This is a genomic window from Nodosilinea sp. LEGE 07088 (assembly GCF_015207395.1).
GTDB lineage: Bacteria > Cyanobacteriota > Cyanobacteriia > Phormidesmidales > Phormidesmidaceae > Nodosilinea.
This window is the reverse complement of record NZ_JADEWX010000054.1, coordinates 1-17,205: the sequence shown is the minus strand read 5'-3', so window position 1 is coordinate 17,205 and position 17,205 is coordinate 1. Positions and strand designations below refer to the sequence as shown.

Genomic DNA, 17,205 nt, shown 5'->3' with positions numbered 1-17,205 from the left:
ACCCAGACCCTTGAGCCTGCCTGCATCAACGACAAAAGCGCCCAATCTGCAAGCTTGCTTGATCACAAGCAAGAGATCGGCGCTTTTAGGTTTCCTCAGCCAGCAATATTACCGCTTAACAAGCTTCTTAGACATTTTCCGCAGGCGAATCGATTCTGGAGTGACTTCCACCAGTTCATTGGGGCCGATGTACTCTAGGGCTCGCTCTAGGCTCATGTCGATCGGGGTCTGTAGTTGCACAAGCTCATCGCCGCCAGCGGCACGATGGTTCGTCAGTTGCTTGGTCTTGCAGACATTAAGGTCGAGATCCTGGTTACGGTTGTGTTCCCCAACAATCATGCCCTTGTAGACCTTGGTGCCAGGGTTAATGAAGAACACCCCCCGGTCTTCGGCATTCTTGAGCGAATAGAAGGTCGCCACACCTTCCTCAAAGGCGATCAGGACACCGTTACGGCGAGCCTCAATGTCGCCACACAGCGCTCGATAGTCGTGGAAGCTATGGTTCATAATGCCTGCTCCCCGGGTAAGACGCATGAACTCACCCCGAAAACCAATCAGGCCGCGAGCCGGGATCACAAATTCGAGGGTAGCGCGCCCGTCTCCCATGATGCGCATGTCTTGGAGTTCACCACGGCGTTGACCAAGGCGCTCCATGCAGCCGCCCACTCCATCTTCGGGTACATCGAGCACCAACAATTCATAGGGTTCACAGGGCTGACCGTTGACCTCACGATAAATTACCTGAGGCTGCGACACCTGAAACTCATAGCCCTCTCGGCGCATGGTTTCGATCAAAATGCCGAGGTGCAGCTCACCTCGGCCTGAGACCGAGAATCGGTCAGGCGAATCGGTGGGCTCAACCCGCAGCGCTACATTGGTTTCCAGCTCTCGCATGAGGCGATCGCGCAGCTGTCGCGAGGTCACAAAGGTGCCTTCTTGACCTGCAAACGGCGAGTCATTCACCACAAAGGTCATCTGCAGAGTCGGCTCATCAACCTTGATCAACGGCAACGCCTGGGGATTGGTGGGGCAGGTGATGGTCTCGCCGATATTGGCATCGGCAAAACCCGCTACCGCCACAATGTTGCCCGCTGAGGCTTGCTCAATCTCGATGCGCTGGAGGCCATCAAAGCCCAGCAGTTTAGAAATCTTAGACTTCACTAGACTGCCATCTTCCTTGACGAGAGCCGCCTGCTGCCCGGCATTGATGACGCCGTTGTGAATTTTGCCGATGATGATACGACCCAGATACTCAGAATAATCGAGGGTAGTTACCTGAATTTGCAGGGGCTTCTCAATATCGCCCACCGGCGGCGGCACATGGTCAAGAATCGACTCAAATAGGGGCTGCATGTCTACGCCCTCGTCTTCGAGCTGGGACTTGGCATAGCCCGACAAGCCCGACGCAAAGAGGTAGGGAAATTCGCACTGATCGTCGTCTGCCCCCAGTTCGATAAATAAGTCGAGTACTTTATCGACGGCTCCATGGGGTTCGGCCTGGGGGCGGTCAATCTTATTCACCACCACAATGGGGCGCAGGCCTTTTTCCAGAGCCTTTTTTAGCACAAATCGAGTCTGGGGCATCGGGCCTTCGTTAGCATCCACAATCAAAATGCAGCCATCTACCATACCCAGCACTCGCTCAACCTCACCGCCAAAGTCGGCGTGACCAGGGGTGTCGATAATGTTGATGAGCGTATCTTGATAGTGAACGGCGGTGTTCTTAGACAAGATGGTGATGCCTCGCTCGCGCTCCAGGTCGTTGGAGTCCATCACGCAGTCAGGAACGTCTTCCCCCTCACGAAAAATACCAGACTGCTTTAGCAGGGCATCTACCAGAGTGGTTTTGCCATGGTCAACGTGGGCAATAATGGCGACGTTGCGGATAGGAATCGTCATAACTGGGTAAAACCTGGGCGACAATAAACGGGCGACGAAACTATCCCCGAGCGCCAAACGTTAGGAGGCTCAAGACAAGTTCCGAATATGCAAAAATACTTAACAATTGTAGCTCAACTGACAGACCTCTAACGAATGTAGCGACAGCTAAATCTAAACCCACAACAAAAGGGACGCTAGTAAGCGCCCCTTTGAGCAGTCTTGACGTGCTACAAATCGTTGAGTTAAGGATGTGATGCCCTAGCAACACCTAGAAAGTCAAGCCAGCCGCTTGCACCTTCTCGACCTGCTTCTTCTTGAGTACCAGCATGATTTGGGTCAGCATGACGGCGGCTAAGAAGGCGACCAAACCCTTGATTCGATTTGGGCTCTGGAGCACGATTTCGGTGTCCATTTGACCAAAACCACCGACGTTAGGATTAGAGGTCAGGGGCTTGCCAGCTTCTACGGCATCGCCTTCAGCGACTAGCAGTTCAGGGCCAGCGGGAATCGTGTCAACCACGTCATCGCCAGCGTCAGACTGGATAGTGACCAAATAACCACCGGCAGCCTGGGGCTCAATTCCAGTGACAACGCCGCTAGCGGTAGCGTTATAGGCGGTGTTGTTGCTTGCCTGGCCCGTGGGATATACCTGGCCACGCCCTCGGTTACCCCCAACATGAATTTGGTATTTGCCAAAGGAAACTGACTTGTCTTGGCCAGGGTCGGGAGCCAGCACCGGGAAAATAATCTCTTGGTACTGCTCACCAGGTAGGGGGCCAACCAGCACGATATTTTCTTGGGTATCGCTGTAGGGCAGGAAGTAGGTGTTCCCCACTTCTTCCTGCAGCTCCTCGGAGATGCGATCGGGGGGAGCGATCTTGAATCCTTCAGGCAGAACTACCACAGCACCGACATTAAGACCACCCTTGCTGCCGTCGCCGAGTACCTGCTGGGTGTCTAGATCGTAGGGGATCTCAACCTTTAGCTTGAAGACTGAGTCAGGCAAAACGGCCTGGGGGACTTCGACCTTAGTCGGCTTGGCCGCTAGGTGACAGTTTGCACACACGATCCGGCCGGTGGCTTCACGCGGCGTCTCATAATTTTCTTGGGCCCAGAAGGGATATGCTTCGGCAGTTTGGGGAACCGCCAGCCAGCCTGTCAGCAGTGTCAAAATTGTGGCACTAACAATGGCAAAAGGGCGCAGGCGGGTAATCAGGGAAATGAGTCTGTTCATGCGTTCAAGGGTCATGTCAACTGGGGTGTGTGATTGCGGGTTGCCGTAGCGCAAATGATGCCTAGGCCCACCAGGGAGATTCGCCGGTACGGAAGTCAGTTTCAGTCCAATTGGTGAGAGAAACTTTGTCATCTTCAGTCACATCAGCATGGGCCAAGGCCAACGACAGGGGCGCAGGGCCACGCACTACTTTGCCGGCGGCATCGTACTGAGAACCATGGCAAGGACACATGAATTTGTTCTCGCTGGAATTCCAGGGCACCACACAGCCCAGGTGGGTGCAAATCGAGTTGATGCCATAGCTTTCAAGCGAGCCACTTTCCTGGACTACCAGGTAGGTGGGATCACCCTTGAGGCCTTGCACCAAAACGCGATCGCCAGGTTTGTGGGCAGCTACAAACTGACTGGCAACGACATCGTTGCCGAGCTCATTCTTAGCCGTTACCCCGCCGCCGCCACTGCCGCTTGAGGGTGGGACAAAGTATTTCACGATCGGATAGAGCATGCCCCCAACGGCACCAGTGGCGGCCCCCAGGGTGAGCAGATTCATAAATTGGCGGCGTCCCAAATCAGGGACATCGGAGGTTCCAGAAGCTTGAGTCATAATCCAGACTGGTATACCTGTTTCAAACGAATAACAACTTATTGTGATGGCGTTAGCCGGCCCCAGGCCAACAACGGTGATCTAAACCACCTGTGACATCGACCTGGCAAACCCCTTGTGGGGCAACGATTGGAGCAGTCTCGACACCGCTGACCACGCCTTCCAGCTTTACCAATCGTATTATTGCACCTCGCTGTTCGTAGCTAATCGCGACCAGAGATTAACGGCGCGATGCGATCGCAGCCTTGATAGATACAGTTAGCCAGAAATCAGCCTAATGCAGAGCTAGGTAAGCCTAGGCGATTTAAATGGCCTTCAAAATGGTTTAAATTTCATTTTTGGTCTAGTTTTTGGATTATTTTGCTTATTTTTGAGGTCTAAACTGCTGAATGAGGCAGGCTTTTACGATAGGGCGTATCGTAAAGAAATGTATATGGGCGGTGGCGGTGATGGCAGAGGCAAATCAAATGACCGGGGCAGATTTGCAGTGCTGGTTGCTGGATAAGTGGGGATTTTCGTTTGACATTCAGTTTCGACGTACCCAAGGCAAAATCTTTCTTCAAATCATGTGGCGCTATCTAGAGCAGGTGTCGTTTCCCTTAAGCGAAGACGAATATCTGGCGCATCTCGATCGGGTGGCGCTCTACCTCAATGAATGGGGGCAGGGCGACTATGTGCGACGGTGGATTGATGCCACCCGCGATCGCCCTCGCCTCGGGAAAGCCGTCAGCATACCGCTGCCCCTCGGGGCTCGAGCCCTAGAGTGGCTAACTGACGAGGTTTAGGATGAAAAAGATAGTTGGCAAATTTCAGGGATGTTAGCTATCTCATTGGTGTAATAGTTGATCCGGCTTAGAAATCTCTAGAGTTTTGGTGTGACGTTTGCCCTTTGTGAGGGGATGTTAAGGAGAGCCACAGCAAATGTATTTTTTCATTTGAACTCTTCACGATAGGAACAAATACTCAAAAGCTTTTGGGTTGAGAGTGTTACGATTTTCTCGGTAAAACCGCTCAGAGGAAAGCTGTGATTCGTTCTGCCACCGCGCCGCTTCAAACATCGCTGCTGCCCAGCTTTGGGGAAAACAGTCGCCTCAAGCTATTTTCTGGCTCAGCTAACGTGGATTTGGCGAGGGAGGTGGCCCGCTACCTGGGACTTGATTTAGGCCCAATGGTGCGCAAGCGCTTTGCCGATGGCGAAGTCTACATCCAAATCCAAGAGTCGATTCGTGGCTGCGATGTCTACTTAATTCAGCCGACCTGCTATCCGGTGAATGATCACCTGATGGAGCTGCTGATCATGATTGATGCCTGTCGGCGCGCCTCGGCCCGCCAAATTACAGCTGTGATTCCTTACTATGGCTATGCTCGGGCCGATCGCAAGACCGCTGGGCGGGAGTCGATTACGGCTAAACTGGTGGCGAATCTCATGGCCAAAGCGGGTGCCAGTCGGGTTCTAGCCATAGATTTGCACTCCGCTCAAATTCAGGGGTATTTCGATATTCCTTGCGATCATGTCTACGGCACACCAGTGCTAATCAACTACATCGCCAGTAAGAACCTAGAAGACTTGGTAGTTGTCTCTCCTGACGTTGGCGGTGTAGCTCGGGCTCGCGCCTTTGCCAAGAAGCTTGACGATGCCCCCCTAGCCATTATTGATAAACGTCGTCAAGCCCATAACGTAGCTGAAGTGATGAATGTCGTGGGCGATGTGCGGGGTAAAACCGCTGTGCTGGTCGATGACATGATCGACACTGCCGGCACGATTTGTGAGGGCGCCCGCTTGCTCAAGCAGGAGGGAGCACGGCAGGTTTATGCCTGTGCCACTCATTCGGTGTTCTCCCCCCCGGCGGTAGAGCGGCTATCGGCAGGGCTGTTTGAGGAAGTCATTGTTACCAATACCATTCCGATGACGGCCGCCCGCCAGTTTGAGCAGCTTACGGTGCTGTCGATGGCAAACCTGCTCGGTGAAGCAATCTGGCGAATTCACGAAGAAAGCTCAGTTAGCAGCATGTTTCGCTAGGGTTAGGCGTCTTCATCGACAAACTCGGGCTGACCGCTGCCTGGAATCGGCCAGTCAGGGTTTTCGCCACCGATGTAACAGGCTTCGATCGCCACATATTCACGACTGAATTGCTCCAACGTATTGATTAAGACATCAATCGCCAGAGCGTCGCTGGTGCCTAAATCGAGCCAGCAGCGAGCCCAAAGACCTTGATACTGAACTTCGCCCATATTGTGCATGACCGATAACATGCTGTTGAGGAGCTGATCTTGGTCGTAGGGCAGATAGTTGATATCTAGACCGGTGTCTTGGACTTGAAGATTTTCGGCGTTAAAGCCGCCTAGCTTGCCAAGAAAAAACCATGATGAGAAGACTTCGTCAATGTACTGCTGCTCTGTGTTGGAGGGAATAGTTTCAAACTTCAGCCAGATCCAAAGGTTAAAGAAGTCGCACTCGCGAAATTCGACCTGCATGTTTAAGCCCTATGCTGCATTAATCAGCATAGGGCTTAAACAGTCGAAGTTTTGTGATCTAGGGGTAGGTGGTGAGCGATCGCTCATAGCATACGTCCCCATCCACCCCCTCAGCTTGACAGGCCTCAAAAGTAATTTGCCGTGCGGTCGATGTGGGTAGTTGATCGGCGTAGGCTAGGGCCGACTGGTAAAACGGCAGGCTATCGTCATACTTCTGTTGCAGAAAGAGAATTTGGGCTTTGAGATAGAGCAGATCGGGATTATTAGGGGCAGCGGCAAGGGCTTTGTCAACTTCTACGAGGGCCTCAGGGTAACGACCGAGATCGCGCATACCGATGGCAATGCCCCGGTGAGATAAAAAGGCGGGGTTACCGTTCTGTAGCCGACCGATTGCCTGGTCAGGGTTGGCAAAGGGCAGGTTGACGGCTAGGAGCAAATCCATAAACCCCTTGAGCAAACTGAGTTCCGGATCGTTGGCATCGATATCCTCGGCGGCGTCTAGCTCTCTAAAAACCCGCTGTAGCATCCGTAATGCTGTAGGGGTACCCCGAGCAATACCCTGGGTTTGGATCGCATGGGCTCCTTCCATAAAAATGCCAACGGCACTGTAGAGGTGGCCGCGGAGTGGGTCTTGGGCTTTGAGAGCCTCGGCAGTCTGCTGGGTCATGGCGGCCTGTTGAGCCAGCTCATTGGTGTCTTGATTCAGATAGCCGAGGGCAGCAGCAATGGCATAATTCATCGGTTCATGGGGCTCGGCGGCGATCGCCTCACCCACTAGAGATTCGGCAGCGGCATAATTGCCTTCGTAAAACAATGCATTAAAAACGGCCTCGGTTTTATCGCCAATGTCGTGGGGATTGGTGGGCCGAAACGGATCGCCTGCGTGGGCGGCCATCGGCGATAACTCCAGACAAGCCGAAGCCAGGGCACCCGCCATAATTGATTTGATGCGCAGCCCCAGCTGAACTGGAGTGCGCCGAACCTGTAAAACCATAGTGAGTTACCTGTTACGACCTCGAATGTGCAACGAAATTACCTTAATTTGTTTGGTTAAGGGGTAAATGCCGATCTACTCAACCCTGCGGCGGATTAATGGCTCTATTGTGGCGAATGTGAGGAGGGGTTGCAGCAGCAATGTTACAGAAGCTACATTGGCCTAGCCCTTAGCGATTGGCCTCCAAATATGCCAAGAGTTGATCTGTAGGGCACACTGGATAGAGGTTTGACTGGCCATAGCTCTTGCGAACAAGTCTACTGTTTAATTTTGAGGTGGCATGCTTTATCTTCGCCAGCTTAACTACCATCCGCCTGCGAGCCCGAGGGCTATTCTACAAGATATCTCGCTGGAGTTGGCACCTCAGCAATTGGGGCTGATCTATGGCCCCAGTGGCTCAGGCAAGAGTACTCTGCTGGAGATTATGGCGGGGTTTGCCCAGCCCACGGGTGGGACTATTCAGTGGCGGCAGCAAGACTTAGATCCAGAGTCGCTACGACAGCTGGCTGGGCTGGTGTTTCAGTTTCCCGAACGGCATTTTTGCGGCCATAGTATTTTAGAAGAGTTGCGTCTTGGTCACCCAGAACTCGGTCGAGCTCAAATCGAGCAGGCTCTACGGGCTGTTGGGTTAGAGCAGCTGTCTCTCCAGGCGGCACCTCACTCTCTCAGTGGAGGTCAGCAGCGGCGTTTGGCCCTGGCGGTACAGCTGATTCGTAAACCCTATCTGCTGCTGCTAGATGAGCCTACGGCCGGGTTAGACTGGTCGATGCGTCGGCAGATTATTGCGTTGCTCAAGCAGCTGAAACAAAATTGGACCTTACTAGTGGTCTCCCACGATGGAGATGAACTGGCTCATCTAGCCGATCGCTGTTGGCAGCTCGACCACGGCAGGCTCAGCCCTGTACCTCAAAGTGCACTATCGACGGCAGCTGGGTGAGCCAAGATCTATGAATATGTTACTCACCGATCGCGATCGCTGGCAGAGCACCCTGGGCTGGCAGCCCACGGATGTGCAACTGGGGCAGTTTCAGCAGCTATACGAAGCGATTTTGACGGCCAATCAGCAGGTTAACCTCACCCGGATTACCTCTCCTGAAGACTTTTGGGAGAAGCACCTGTGGGACTCGCTGCAGGGTGTGGCCCCCTGGCTGGTAGAGGCAGAACTCGGTGCTCCCCCGCGCCAGGTGGTCGATATTGGCACTGGGGGAGGGTTTCCGGGGCTGCCGGTGGCGCTGGTGTTTCCTCACTGGGCGATCGCGCTGATGGATGCCACTCGCAAAAAACTCGTTGCCCTAGAAACGGTCTGCGCAACCCTAGGCATGGCCAATATCAGCTACTTGCCCCAGCGGGCGGAGCAGGTTGCCCACCAGCCTCGGCACCGCGAAGCCTACGATTTGGCCTTGCTGCGGGCGGTGGGGTCGGCGAATACCTGTGCCGAGTATGCGCTGCCGCTGCTTCAGCTCGGCGGCCAGGCCATTCTCTATCGCGGCCAGTGGACGACGGCAGAAGAGGCCAGCCTGGCAACGATTCTGCCGCGCCTGGGCGGTCAGCTGCTAGCGGTGCGATCGCAAAAAACGCCCTTAAGTCAAGGCATTCGCCACAATGTAATTCTCTCTAAAGTAGAGCGCACGCCCGACAAGTTCCCTCGCCTGCCGGGGATGCCGGCGAAGACGCCACTGGCGTGAGGAAAGTAGGCGGGTAAGTGGGTCGCTCAATACCACTCACCCGCCACCTCACCGCCGCCTTTCCTGGAGCTTGCGATAGACGTCCTTGATATCCACGCCGTGGTGGGCCAGGGCAACCAGAGTGTGGTACATCAAGTCGGCGGCTTCGCCGGCGATCGCGTCGGCATGGTCATCTTTGCAGGCCATCACCACCTCAGCGGCCTCTTCGCCAATTTTCTTGAGAATTTTGTTGTCGCCCCCTGCCAGCAGCTGGCAGGTGTAAGAGTCGGGGTGGGGATGATCTCTGCGATCGCAGATCACCCCGTACACCTGCGATAGCGTATCGGCGGGCGGGGCTATTTTTGCCCCTTCGATCTGGTGAAAGCAGCTGCGCTCGCCAGTATGGCAGGCGATGTCACCCAGTTGATCGACCGTTACCAGCAACGCATCGCTGTCGCAGTCGTAGCGCATAGCCTTGACCCGCTGGATATGGCCCGAGGTTGCTCCCTTGTGCCAAAACTCCTGGCGCGATCGACTCCAAAACCAGGTCTCCCCAGTGCTCAGGGTCTTTTGCAACGCTGCCGCGTTCATCCAGGCCATCATCAGCACGGTGCCGTCGAGGTGGTCTTGCACGATGGCCGGCACCAGCCCCTGATCGTTGTAGCAAATGCGATCGACGGGCACGGCTTGGGCAAGCGACGAGGATGGGGAAGTAACCATAGCGGCGGACAAGTGAAATAGTTTTACCCACTCTAGTATTTTCTCACCCCCTGCCTGGTCTGATGGCTAACTCAGCGATCAGCGCGGCAGGACATGGCATAGACCGCTCTCATAAACAGCAAACCCCAGGCAAAATGTTAATTAGACCAATTTAACCCCTACTTTTCTCCCAACAAAAGTTAACATAGTAGTTAATAAACCGTTAGCTAAGTCTAATGTGGCTCTCGGCCCTCTTCAGGGCGCTGTGCCTGGGAGCTTAGCACTACTCGATTTTCTATCACAGACGCAGGAGAGTTTCATGACTGGATTTATTCGCGGGTTGTTGGGTGGCAAGAAAGCTAAAAACCCTGGGGAAGCCGACCGCCCCGCCCGTCAAGAACCTACCATTGAGCGAGCTGGCGGCGCTTTCTATCTCGATCCCGATGATGCTAAAAGCTACGGCGATATCGATTACATGCGTTCATCCAAGACTGTTCGTCGTACCTACGCCAAAAAAGCCGGTGAATCGGGAGAGAAAGAGAGTATTCGGCAAGTATCTGCGCTAGAAGCCAAAAAGCTCCAAGAAAATGGTCTTCCCAAGCAAAAGACCGCTCCAGCCGAAACCTTTTCTCAACCGGTGGCCAAATCAGAGCCTCGCTTTGAGCGTCGCAAGGTAGACACCAACCTAGATATGTTTCGGCAGATGGCGAAGGATATCAAGAAGTAGTTTGGCTGCAGGCCAGCTGCGCTGAGTCTGGTTACCAGCTAACACTTGCAGGCAGAAACGACTTAAATCTCAGGGGCTAGGGTAGACAACCTGGCCCCTTTTTTCGTTACCTTTGGTAAAGATTCGTTTACACCCCGCTTTGGAGCCTGCCCATGCTGCGTTTAGAGCACATCAGCAAGATTTACCCCACCGGGGAGGTTCTCAAGGATGTCAACTGGGAGGTGAAGCCGGGCGATCGCATTGGCCTGGTGGGGGTCAACGGGGCCGGCAAATCGACTCAGCTCAAAATTATTACGGGCAACCTCGAACCCACCACCGGCAACATTATTCGCCCTGCCGATCTCAAGATCGCCTATCTTTCGCAGGAGTTTGAGGTTGATCCCAGCCACACCGTGCGCGATGAATTTTGGACCGTATTTAAGGAAGCCAACGAGGTGCAGTCTAAACTGCACCATATCCCTACCTTAATGGAGGCGGCTGACCCCGACGAACTGGAACGGTTGATTCATCAGCTGGATAAGCAGCAGCGGCGGTTTGAAGCCCTAGGCGGCTACGGGCTAGAGTCGAAAATTGAGAAGATCTTGCCCGAGATGGGGTTTGAGGCGGTTGACGGCGATCGCTACGTCAGCGAATTTAGCGGCGGCTGGCAAATGCGCATGGGCTTGGGCAAAATTTTGCTCCAGGCTCCCGATGTGCTGCTGCTCGACGAGCCGACCAACCATCTCGACCTCGACACCATCGAGTGGCTGGAGGTTTACCTGAAAAAGCTCACCACGCCCATGGTGATTGTTTCCCACGACCGCGAGTTTCTCGATCGCCTGTGTACGCAAATTGTAGAAACCGAGCGGGGCGTCTCGACCACCTACCTGGGCAACTACACCGCCTACCTGACCCAAAAAGAAGAGGCCCTAACGGCTCAGCTCAGCACCTACGAGCGGCAACAAAAGGAAATCGCGAAACAGCAAGCCTTTGTGGATCGCTTTCGGGCCAGCGCTACCCGCAGTACCCAGGCCAAAAGCCGCGAAAAGCAGCTGGATAAAGTCGAGCGCATTGAAGCCCCTACCGGCAGCGGGCGCACGCTGCATTTTCGCTTTCCGCCTGCTCCCCGCAGTGGGCGCGAGGTGGTTACCATCGCCGATCTGACCCACAGCTATGACGACAAAATTTTGTTTCTGGGGGCCAGTCTGCTGATTGAACGGGGCGATCGCATTGCGTTTTTAGGCCACAATGGCTCCGGCAAATCTACCCTACTACGTCTGATCAGCGGCCTAGAGACCCCTAGCGATGGCCAGGTCGAGATCGGCCAGCACAACGTGATCCCCAGCTATTTTGAGCAAAATCAGGCCGAAGCCCTGGACTTGGCCAAGACCGTCATCGACACGATTCACGACGAAGTACCCGACTGGACCAACGAAGAGGTGCGCACCCTCCTGGGACGGTTTTTGTTTACGGGGGATATGGCCTTTAAGCAGGTCAATGCTCTAAGCGGTGGTGAAAAGGCCCGACTAGCCCTCGCTAAAATGCTGCTCCGCCCTGCTAACCTGATGATGCTCGATGAGCCTACCAACCATCTAGATATTCCTGCCAAGGAAATGTTGGAGGAAGCGCTGCAACACTACGATGGCACCGTGCTGTTGGTTTCCCACGATCGCTACTTTATTTCGCGGGTGGCGACCAAAATTGTAGAAATCCGCGACGGCGAGTTGCGGTTATACCGGGGTGACTACCACTACTACCTCGACAAAATTGCTGAAGAAGCCGCCGCCGCTAAGCAGGCTGCCCTAGATGCCGAGAAAAAGGCTAAAGCCGAAGCTAAGCGTCAACAACAGGCTAAGCGCAAAGCTAGCGCTACAAAATGATGCAGATGTAGAGTAATATGCCTTTTATAAAAAGTGTTTTTCAAATATTGGCCTATCGCGGTTCTGTGCTGATGCAGCAGGTTTAGACTGGGCATGCAGTTCAGGGCACTTGCTTTCGGCTGTGGGGCATTTCCTCAAAACCTAGCCTTAGCTTTTTGACCAAATGTCTTTATAGACGTCGCTGAATGCTTATGCCAGTACTGCTCCGACTCAGAATCGGGGCTAAATTTCTGGATGGTATGATTGCCGAGACGTTAGCCCAAGTCCCAAGGATTCTGATCTATGAGTCAAACGTCAATCCCGCCGATGGTGCTCATTATTCTAGACGGTTGGGGATACCGGGAAAGTGGTGATGGCAATGCCGTGGCGGCTGCCCAGACTCCGGTTATGGACAGCCTTTGGGCTGCTTATCCCCATACTCTGATTCGCACCTCAGGCAAAGATGTGGGGCTACCCGATGGTCAAATGGGGAATTCGGAGGTTGGCCATTTGAACATTGGTGCCGGGCGGATTGTGCCCCAAGAATTAGTGCGTATCTCCGATGCCGTAGAAGATGGCACCCTGCAAGAAAACGAGGCTTTGCTAGAGGTCTGTCAGACTGTGCGTTACCGCAATAGCAAGCTGCATCTGATTGGCCTGTGTTCAGAGGGCGGGGTGCATTCTCACCTCTCTCATCTGTTTGGGCTATTAGATATGGCTAAGGCCCAGGATATTGACGAGGTTTGCATTCACGTTATTACCGATGGTCGCGATACTAAACCCACCGAAGCTAAAATAGCTGTTCAGAAAATTCAGGACTACGTAGATCAGCTGGGGCTGGGGCGGCTGGTTACGCTCAGCGGTCGCTATTACGCGATGGATCGCGACAATCGTTGGGATCGCGTTGAGAAAGCCTACCGGGTTATGACTGACCCCGGCGAAGGCAGTGGTCAAACGGCCATGGAGGCGCTGCTCGCCTCCTACGACCGGGCGATCAACGACGAGTTTGTGGAGCCTGTGCGGTTGGCCCCGGGTGCGATCGCACCCGAAGATGGCGTCATTTTCTTCAACTTTCGCCCTGACCGAGCCCGACAGCTCACCCATGCCCTGGTTGACCCCAATTTTAAAGGCTTTGAACGAGAGATCGTCACCCCACTGAACCTGGTCACCATGACCCAGTACGATCCAGAAATGCCAGTCAAAGTGGCGTTTCAGCCACAAAACCTGAGTAATATTTTGGGCGAAGTGGTGGCAAACCATGGGTTGAAGCAGTTTCGCACCGCCGAAACCGAGAAGTACGCCCACGTCACCTACTTTTTTAATGGTGGGCTTGAGGAACCCCTGGAAGGCGAAGATCGAGAGCTGGTCTCTAGCCCCATGGTGGCCACCTACGATAAGGCTCCAGCGATGTCGGCTGAGGCCGTCACCGACACCGCCGTAGCTGCCGTTGAAAAAGGCATTTATTCTCTGGTCGTGATCAACTACGCTAACCCCGATATGGTAGGGCACACGGGTCGGATGGACGCCACCATTGAGGCACTGCAGGCCGTAGACAAAAACCTAGGTCATCTCATCGACAGTATCGGGAAAGCCGGAGGCACAGCCATTATCATTGCCGATCACGGCAATGCTGAGCTGATGTGGGACGAAAACCACAAACCCTGGACGGCCCACACCACCAACCCAGTACCCTTCATTTTGGTGGAAGGTGAGCGGCTCAAAGTGCCGGCCTACGGTGGCGATGTCAATCTGCGAGAAGATGGGCGCCTGTCGGACATTGCCCCGACAATTTTACAAATCCTGGGGCTGCCCCAACCCCAAGAAATGACCGGTCGATCGATGTTTCTCCCCGCTGATGTCGAGATTCGTCGCAATCGCACACCGGTCAAGCTGTCTATCTAGCCTGCACCGCCGCGCTCGGCTCGGTTACCTCGGCAAGGATTTAGGCCGTGGGGTATAGTTAAATTTGGCGTGGTTAAATGGCTAGCGGGATTCTAGATCAGGCTATTCCACCCATTCCTTTGAGCAGGTTAATCTGAGAACACGATGATAGTTACCACAGTTTTGAAAGTTGTCTGGATGGTTGCGGCTGTAGGCCTAACGGCTCTAGTGCTGTTGCACAGCCCCAAGGGCGACGGACTCGGTGGTCTGGGCGGGCAGGCCCAACTGTTTACCAGTACCAAAAGTGCAGAAACCACGCTAAATCGTGTTACCTGGACGCTGACAGTACTGTTTATGGGGTTAACGGTGGTGCTGAGTGCGGGCTGGTTGGATGTACCAGCGACCCCTCCAGCTCTTTAACCTGCTTGGCTTCAAGCATTCACGCTGGGGATATTGTGAGCTTTCGATCCCCATGCATTCAACCCCTCCCACGCTTAAGCATGGGAGGGGTTGCGTTTTAGCTGGTCAGCCCTGATCGAGTCCGGCTATCACCAATCTCCCGACATGACGGTGAGCTCTTGGCCAGTCGTCGTCACAATCTGCAGCGGTAAGGTTTGACTGTTTTCTTGCCGGCGAAATTGCACCAGCTGCAAGCCTTGATCCCTCGGTTCTACTGTGATGGTGTACTGATCGTCTCGCCATGCTAGCCCGACAAACTGATGATTTAGCAGCCAGATTTCTGCCAGGTTACCCTGATTGATTTGCTCGGCTTGGTCGTCGCCATAGCAGTCCCAAATGTGGTCTAGGGCAGTCCATACACCAGAGAAATACAGCGGCTCAGTCCGAGCACTGAGACCATAGGTGGTAAACGAGAAAATGTCATGGCTCCACCAGGCTTTGGCCATTTCCGCGAGGGGATCACTCTGAAGAGCCTCTGCATACTGGGGCATAGACTCTAACTGTTTGGCCTGAGCGCTTTCCGAGGGACGTTGCCAGTCGGGTAGGTTGACACAAATGGCGGTCTCAATCTCGTCTAATGACTGGGTGCTCTGGTCTGGTGTGGGCGAGGCTTCGGCTTGAGCCAGATAGCCAGATAGGCCTTTCTCTATGGCACCAATCTCTATGGCACCAATCTCTATGGCACCAATCTCTATGGCACCAAAACTGACTAGAGGTTGGCCAATAGTCATGGTTTTGAGCGTTTGGGGTAAGGGCGGCTGATTGAATAGGGTCAGCAGACCCGCTGAACCAGCACTGACGGAAAGTAGCAGGGCTGTGGCAAACAGTTGACTCATGAAAGCGATAGAAAATTCAGTGGTTATGAGCGTTAGGCTTGGCCATGGGGATGATTTACGCCGCTTACCGAGGCGTAAATCGTGCGGGAGAGCGGTAAATCGCTGGCTACCTATGGTGCTGATTAGGCTTACGTCTCGGCCCCGAGGGAATGAAGGCGGAAACATCAGTGTATTAATCGTAGAGCTGTGGAGAAACCCTAGGGAAAAATAACCCAGCTATAAGCCTTAGAAACAAGGCCGGTTAGCGTCTAGGTGCTGGCGTCGCTCACCTCAATCTGGCAGTGCCTGAGCCTGTCTCTAGGATAGCGTTTGAGCCATTCTCTGGGGCAGAAACCTGGCCAGTTCTTTGGGATCACATGAACTGGCCTAGTAGGGGAGTTCGTCGTTGGACGGTGGCGCTTCGGCGGCGCGCGGGACTACCACTGGGGGATCGCTCGTGTAAACTGGCTTGACGGGAATTAAATTTAGCTGGCGAGGCCGCTCTGGGGAAGATTGCAGGCCTCGGTGACGGCGGCTGGAGATTGCCTCTTCACTGGTGGCTTCGGAGACCACTTCGTAGAGGATGGCCTGTTTGTTGCCGCTGCCTTTGCGCAGAATGCGTCCTAGCCGCTGCACGTACTCTCGAATAGAGCCGCTGCCCGATAGCAGAATGGCTACTCGCGCCTCAGGCACATCGACCCCCTCGTTTAAGACATGGCTGACGACCAGGGTGGGATAGTCGCCGCTGCGAAATCTCTGTAGAATGGCGTGGCGCTCTTTGACCGGGGTTTGGTGGGTAATGGCGGGGATCAGGAAGGTTTCAGAAATTTGATAGACAGCGGTGTTGTCGTTGGTGAAAATCAGGGTGCGATCGGGGTAGTGCTGACCTAGTAGGTCGGCTAAAACCTTTAACTTACCCTCGGTACCCAGGGCGATCGCCTTCGCTTCTCGGTGGGCCAACATGGCTCGTCGTCCCGGTTGAGACTGGGCACTGGCGCGCACAAACTGCTGCCATCCCTGGGCAGAGCTGAGCCAGATGTTGGCTGCTTGTAAGAAGCGGTTGCGCTGGGCCATGAGCTGTTCGTAGCGATCGCGCTCAGATTGAGACAGCTTGACCTTAATCGGCACGATCTGGAAAGGAGCCAGGGCGTCTCCCGACAGGTCTGCTGCCGATCTTTGATAGACCACTGGCCCCAGCAGGTGAGTGAGGTCAGCGTGACGACCGTCGGTGCGATCGGGGGTGGCGGTGAGCCCCAGGCGGTAGGGAGCAATGGAGTACTCGGCAATTACCCGATTAAAATCGCTGGGCAAATGGTGGCACTCGTCGCAGATCAACAGCGCGTACTGGTTGCCGAGGGCCTCGGCATGGATAGCGGCACTGTCGTAGGTCGCCACTAGGATGGCGGTACGATCTTTTGAGCCCCCGCCCAGTAAGCCGACGTCTGCATCGGGAAAGGTTGTTTTGAGGTGGGCATACCACTGGTGCATCAAGTCCAGGGTGGGCACAGTAATTAGCGTCGGGCGCGGTGTGGCCTGCATGGCCAACTGGGCCAGATAGGTTTTGCCGCTGGCGGTGGGGAGGATCACGACACCGCTGTGGCCTTGGTCGATCCAAGCCTGGAGCGCCTGCTGTTGGTGGGGGTAGGGCTCAAGGGTGCGCTGGGGATCGAGGGCCAAGGCGCTGAAGGTTTGGACTTCATCGTTGAAGTTGACCTGCTCAGCCCGCAGGTTTTCTACCAGAGGGCGATACTGCTGGGCGGGTATGCGAAATTTCTCAATGCGATCGTCCCAGTGGGCAAAATCTACCCAGCTTTTGCCGCGGGGCGGTGGATGCAGGATCAGGGTGCCGCGATCGTAGGTGAGGGTAGGTATGCGCCCCATGGTGGTCGGTGGTGACTGGATGTATTGTAGCGGGGCAGGCTTAAGGGGAAGGG

The 17,205-nt window shown here is 54.6% G+C and carries 15 protein-coding genes and 1 pseudogene; 9 read left to right on the top strand and 7 right to left on the bottom strand.

Annotated elements, in window-relative coordinates:
• Positions 1–108: 108 nt before the first annotated feature.
• From typA to petC, 3 genes are all read right to left on the bottom strand, one after another.
• Positions 109–1,899: a translational GTPase TypA gene (typA, locus tag IQ254_RS13960; RefSeq protein ID WP_193966763.1), complete on the bottom strand. Its 1,791-nt coding sequence runs from the start codon at positions 1,897–1,899 to the stop codon at positions 109–111.
• A 250-nt stretch (positions 1,900–2,149) separates the two neighbouring features.
• Complete coding sequence (gene petA, locus IQ254_RS13955) at positions 2,150–3,115, bottom strand: cytochrome f (protein ID WP_193966762.1); 966 nt, start codon at positions 3,113–3,115, stop codon at positions 2,150–2,152.
• A gap of 61 nt (positions 3,116–3,176) precedes the next feature.
• A complete protein-coding gene (gene petC, locus IQ254_RS13950; RefSeq protein ID WP_193966761.1) occupies positions 3,177–3,719 on the bottom strand; it encodes a cytochrome b6-f complex iron-sulfur subunit in 543 nt (180 codons plus the stop codon).
• Positions 3,720–4,186: 467 nt separating this feature from the next.
• Between petC and IQ254_RS13945 the strand changes: the two genes are divergently transcribed.
• Both IQ254_RS13945 and IQ254_RS13940 read left to right on the top strand, forming a co-directional pair.
• A complete protein-coding gene (locus tag IQ254_RS13945) occupies positions 4,187–4,504 on the top strand; it encodes a DUF3067 family protein (protein ID WP_193966777.1) in 318 nt (105 codons plus the stop codon).
• A 239-nt stretch (positions 4,505–4,743) separates the two neighbouring features.
• Positions 4,744–5,739 (top strand): ribose-phosphate pyrophosphokinase, encoded by a 996-nt coding sequence (locus IQ254_RS13940; protein ID WP_193966760.1) that lies wholly within the window; start codon positions 4,744–4,746, stop codon positions 5,737–5,739.
• 2 nt (positions 5,740–5,741) lie between these two features.
• Here IQ254_RS13940 and IQ254_RS13935 read toward each other — a convergent pair whose 3' ends face one another.
• Positions 5,742–6,194 (bottom strand): DUF3531 family protein, encoded by a 453-nt coding sequence (locus IQ254_RS13935; protein ID WP_193966759.1) that lies wholly within the window; start codon positions 6,192–6,194, stop codon positions 5,742–5,744.
• Between the two features lie 58 nt (positions 6,195–6,252).
• Entirely contained in the window at positions 6,253–7,188 is a 936-nt protein-coding gene (locus tag IQ254_RS13930) for a Sll0314/Alr1548 family TPR repeat-containing protein (RefSeq protein WP_228040670.1), read from the bottom strand.
• Between the two features lie 280 nt (positions 7,189–7,468).
• Between IQ254_RS13930 and IQ254_RS13925 the strand changes: the two genes are divergently transcribed.
• Both IQ254_RS13925 and rsmG read left to right on the top strand, forming a co-directional pair.
• Positions 7,469–8,125, top strand: coding sequence for an ABC transporter ATP-binding protein (locus tag IQ254_RS13925; protein WP_193966758.1), 657 nt, complete (start codon positions 7,469–7,471; stop codon positions 8,123–8,125).
• Between the two features lie 10 nt (positions 8,126–8,135).
• Positions 8,136–8,873 (top strand): 16S rRNA (guanine(527)-N(7))-methyltransferase RsmG, encoded by a 738-nt coding sequence (gene rsmG / locus IQ254_RS13920; protein WP_193966757.1) that lies wholly within the window; start codon positions 8,136–8,138, stop codon positions 8,871–8,873.
• A 48-nt stretch (positions 8,874–8,921) separates the two neighbouring features.
• On the opposite strand, the gene hisIE is transcribed toward rsmG, so the two are convergent.
• Positions 8,922–9,572, bottom strand: coding sequence for a bifunctional phosphoribosyl-AMP cyclohydrolase/phosphoribosyl-ATP diphosphatase HisIE (hisIE, locus tag IQ254_RS13915; RefSeq protein ID WP_193966756.1), 651 nt, complete (start codon positions 9,570–9,572; stop codon positions 8,922–8,924).
• A gap of 298 nt (positions 9,573–9,870) precedes the next feature.
• Here hisIE and IQ254_RS13910 point away from each other — a divergent pair, with 298 nt between their 5' ends.
• From IQ254_RS13910 to IQ254_RS33665, 5 genes and pseudogenes are all read left to right on the top strand, one after another.
• Positions 9,871–10,278, top strand: a complete 408-nt coding sequence (locus tag IQ254_RS13910; RefSeq protein WP_193966755.1) for a hypothetical protein — start codon at positions 9,871–9,873, stop codon at positions 10,276–10,278.
• Between the two features lie 152 nt (positions 10,279–10,430).
• A complete protein-coding gene (locus tag IQ254_RS13905) occupies positions 10,431–12,137 on the top strand; it encodes an ABC-F family ATP-binding cassette domain-containing protein (RefSeq protein WP_193966754.1) in 1,707 nt (568 codons plus the stop codon).
• A 282-nt stretch (positions 12,138–12,419) separates the two neighbouring features.
• The gene (gpmI, locus tag IQ254_RS13900) at positions 12,420–14,018 is read left to right on the top strand and encodes a 2,3-bisphosphoglycerate-independent phosphoglycerate mutase (RefSeq protein WP_193966753.1); all 1,599 of its coding nucleotides are present in this window, start codon (positions 12,420–12,422) and stop codon (positions 14,016–14,018) included.
• A 144-nt stretch (positions 14,019–14,162) separates the two neighbouring features.
• Positions 14,163–14,417, top strand: coding sequence for a preprotein translocase subunit SecG (gene secG, locus IQ254_RS13895; RefSeq protein WP_193966752.1), 255 nt, complete (start codon positions 14,163–14,165; stop codon positions 14,415–14,417).
• Positions 14,418–15,121: 704 nt separating this feature from the next.
• Positions 15,122–15,169 (top strand): annotated as a pseudogene (locus tag IQ254_RS33665) (hypothetical protein); the annotation flags it as partial.
• Positions 15,170–15,658: 489 nt separating this feature from the next.
• Here the strand turns inward: IQ254_RS33665 and IQ254_RS13885 are convergent.
• The gene (locus IQ254_RS13885; protein ID WP_193966751.1) at positions 15,659–17,152 is read right to left on the bottom strand and encodes a DEAD/DEAH box helicase family protein; all 1,494 of its coding nucleotides are present in this window, start codon (positions 17,150–17,152) and stop codon (positions 15,659–15,661) included.
• Positions 17,153–17,205 lie beyond the last annotated feature (53 nt).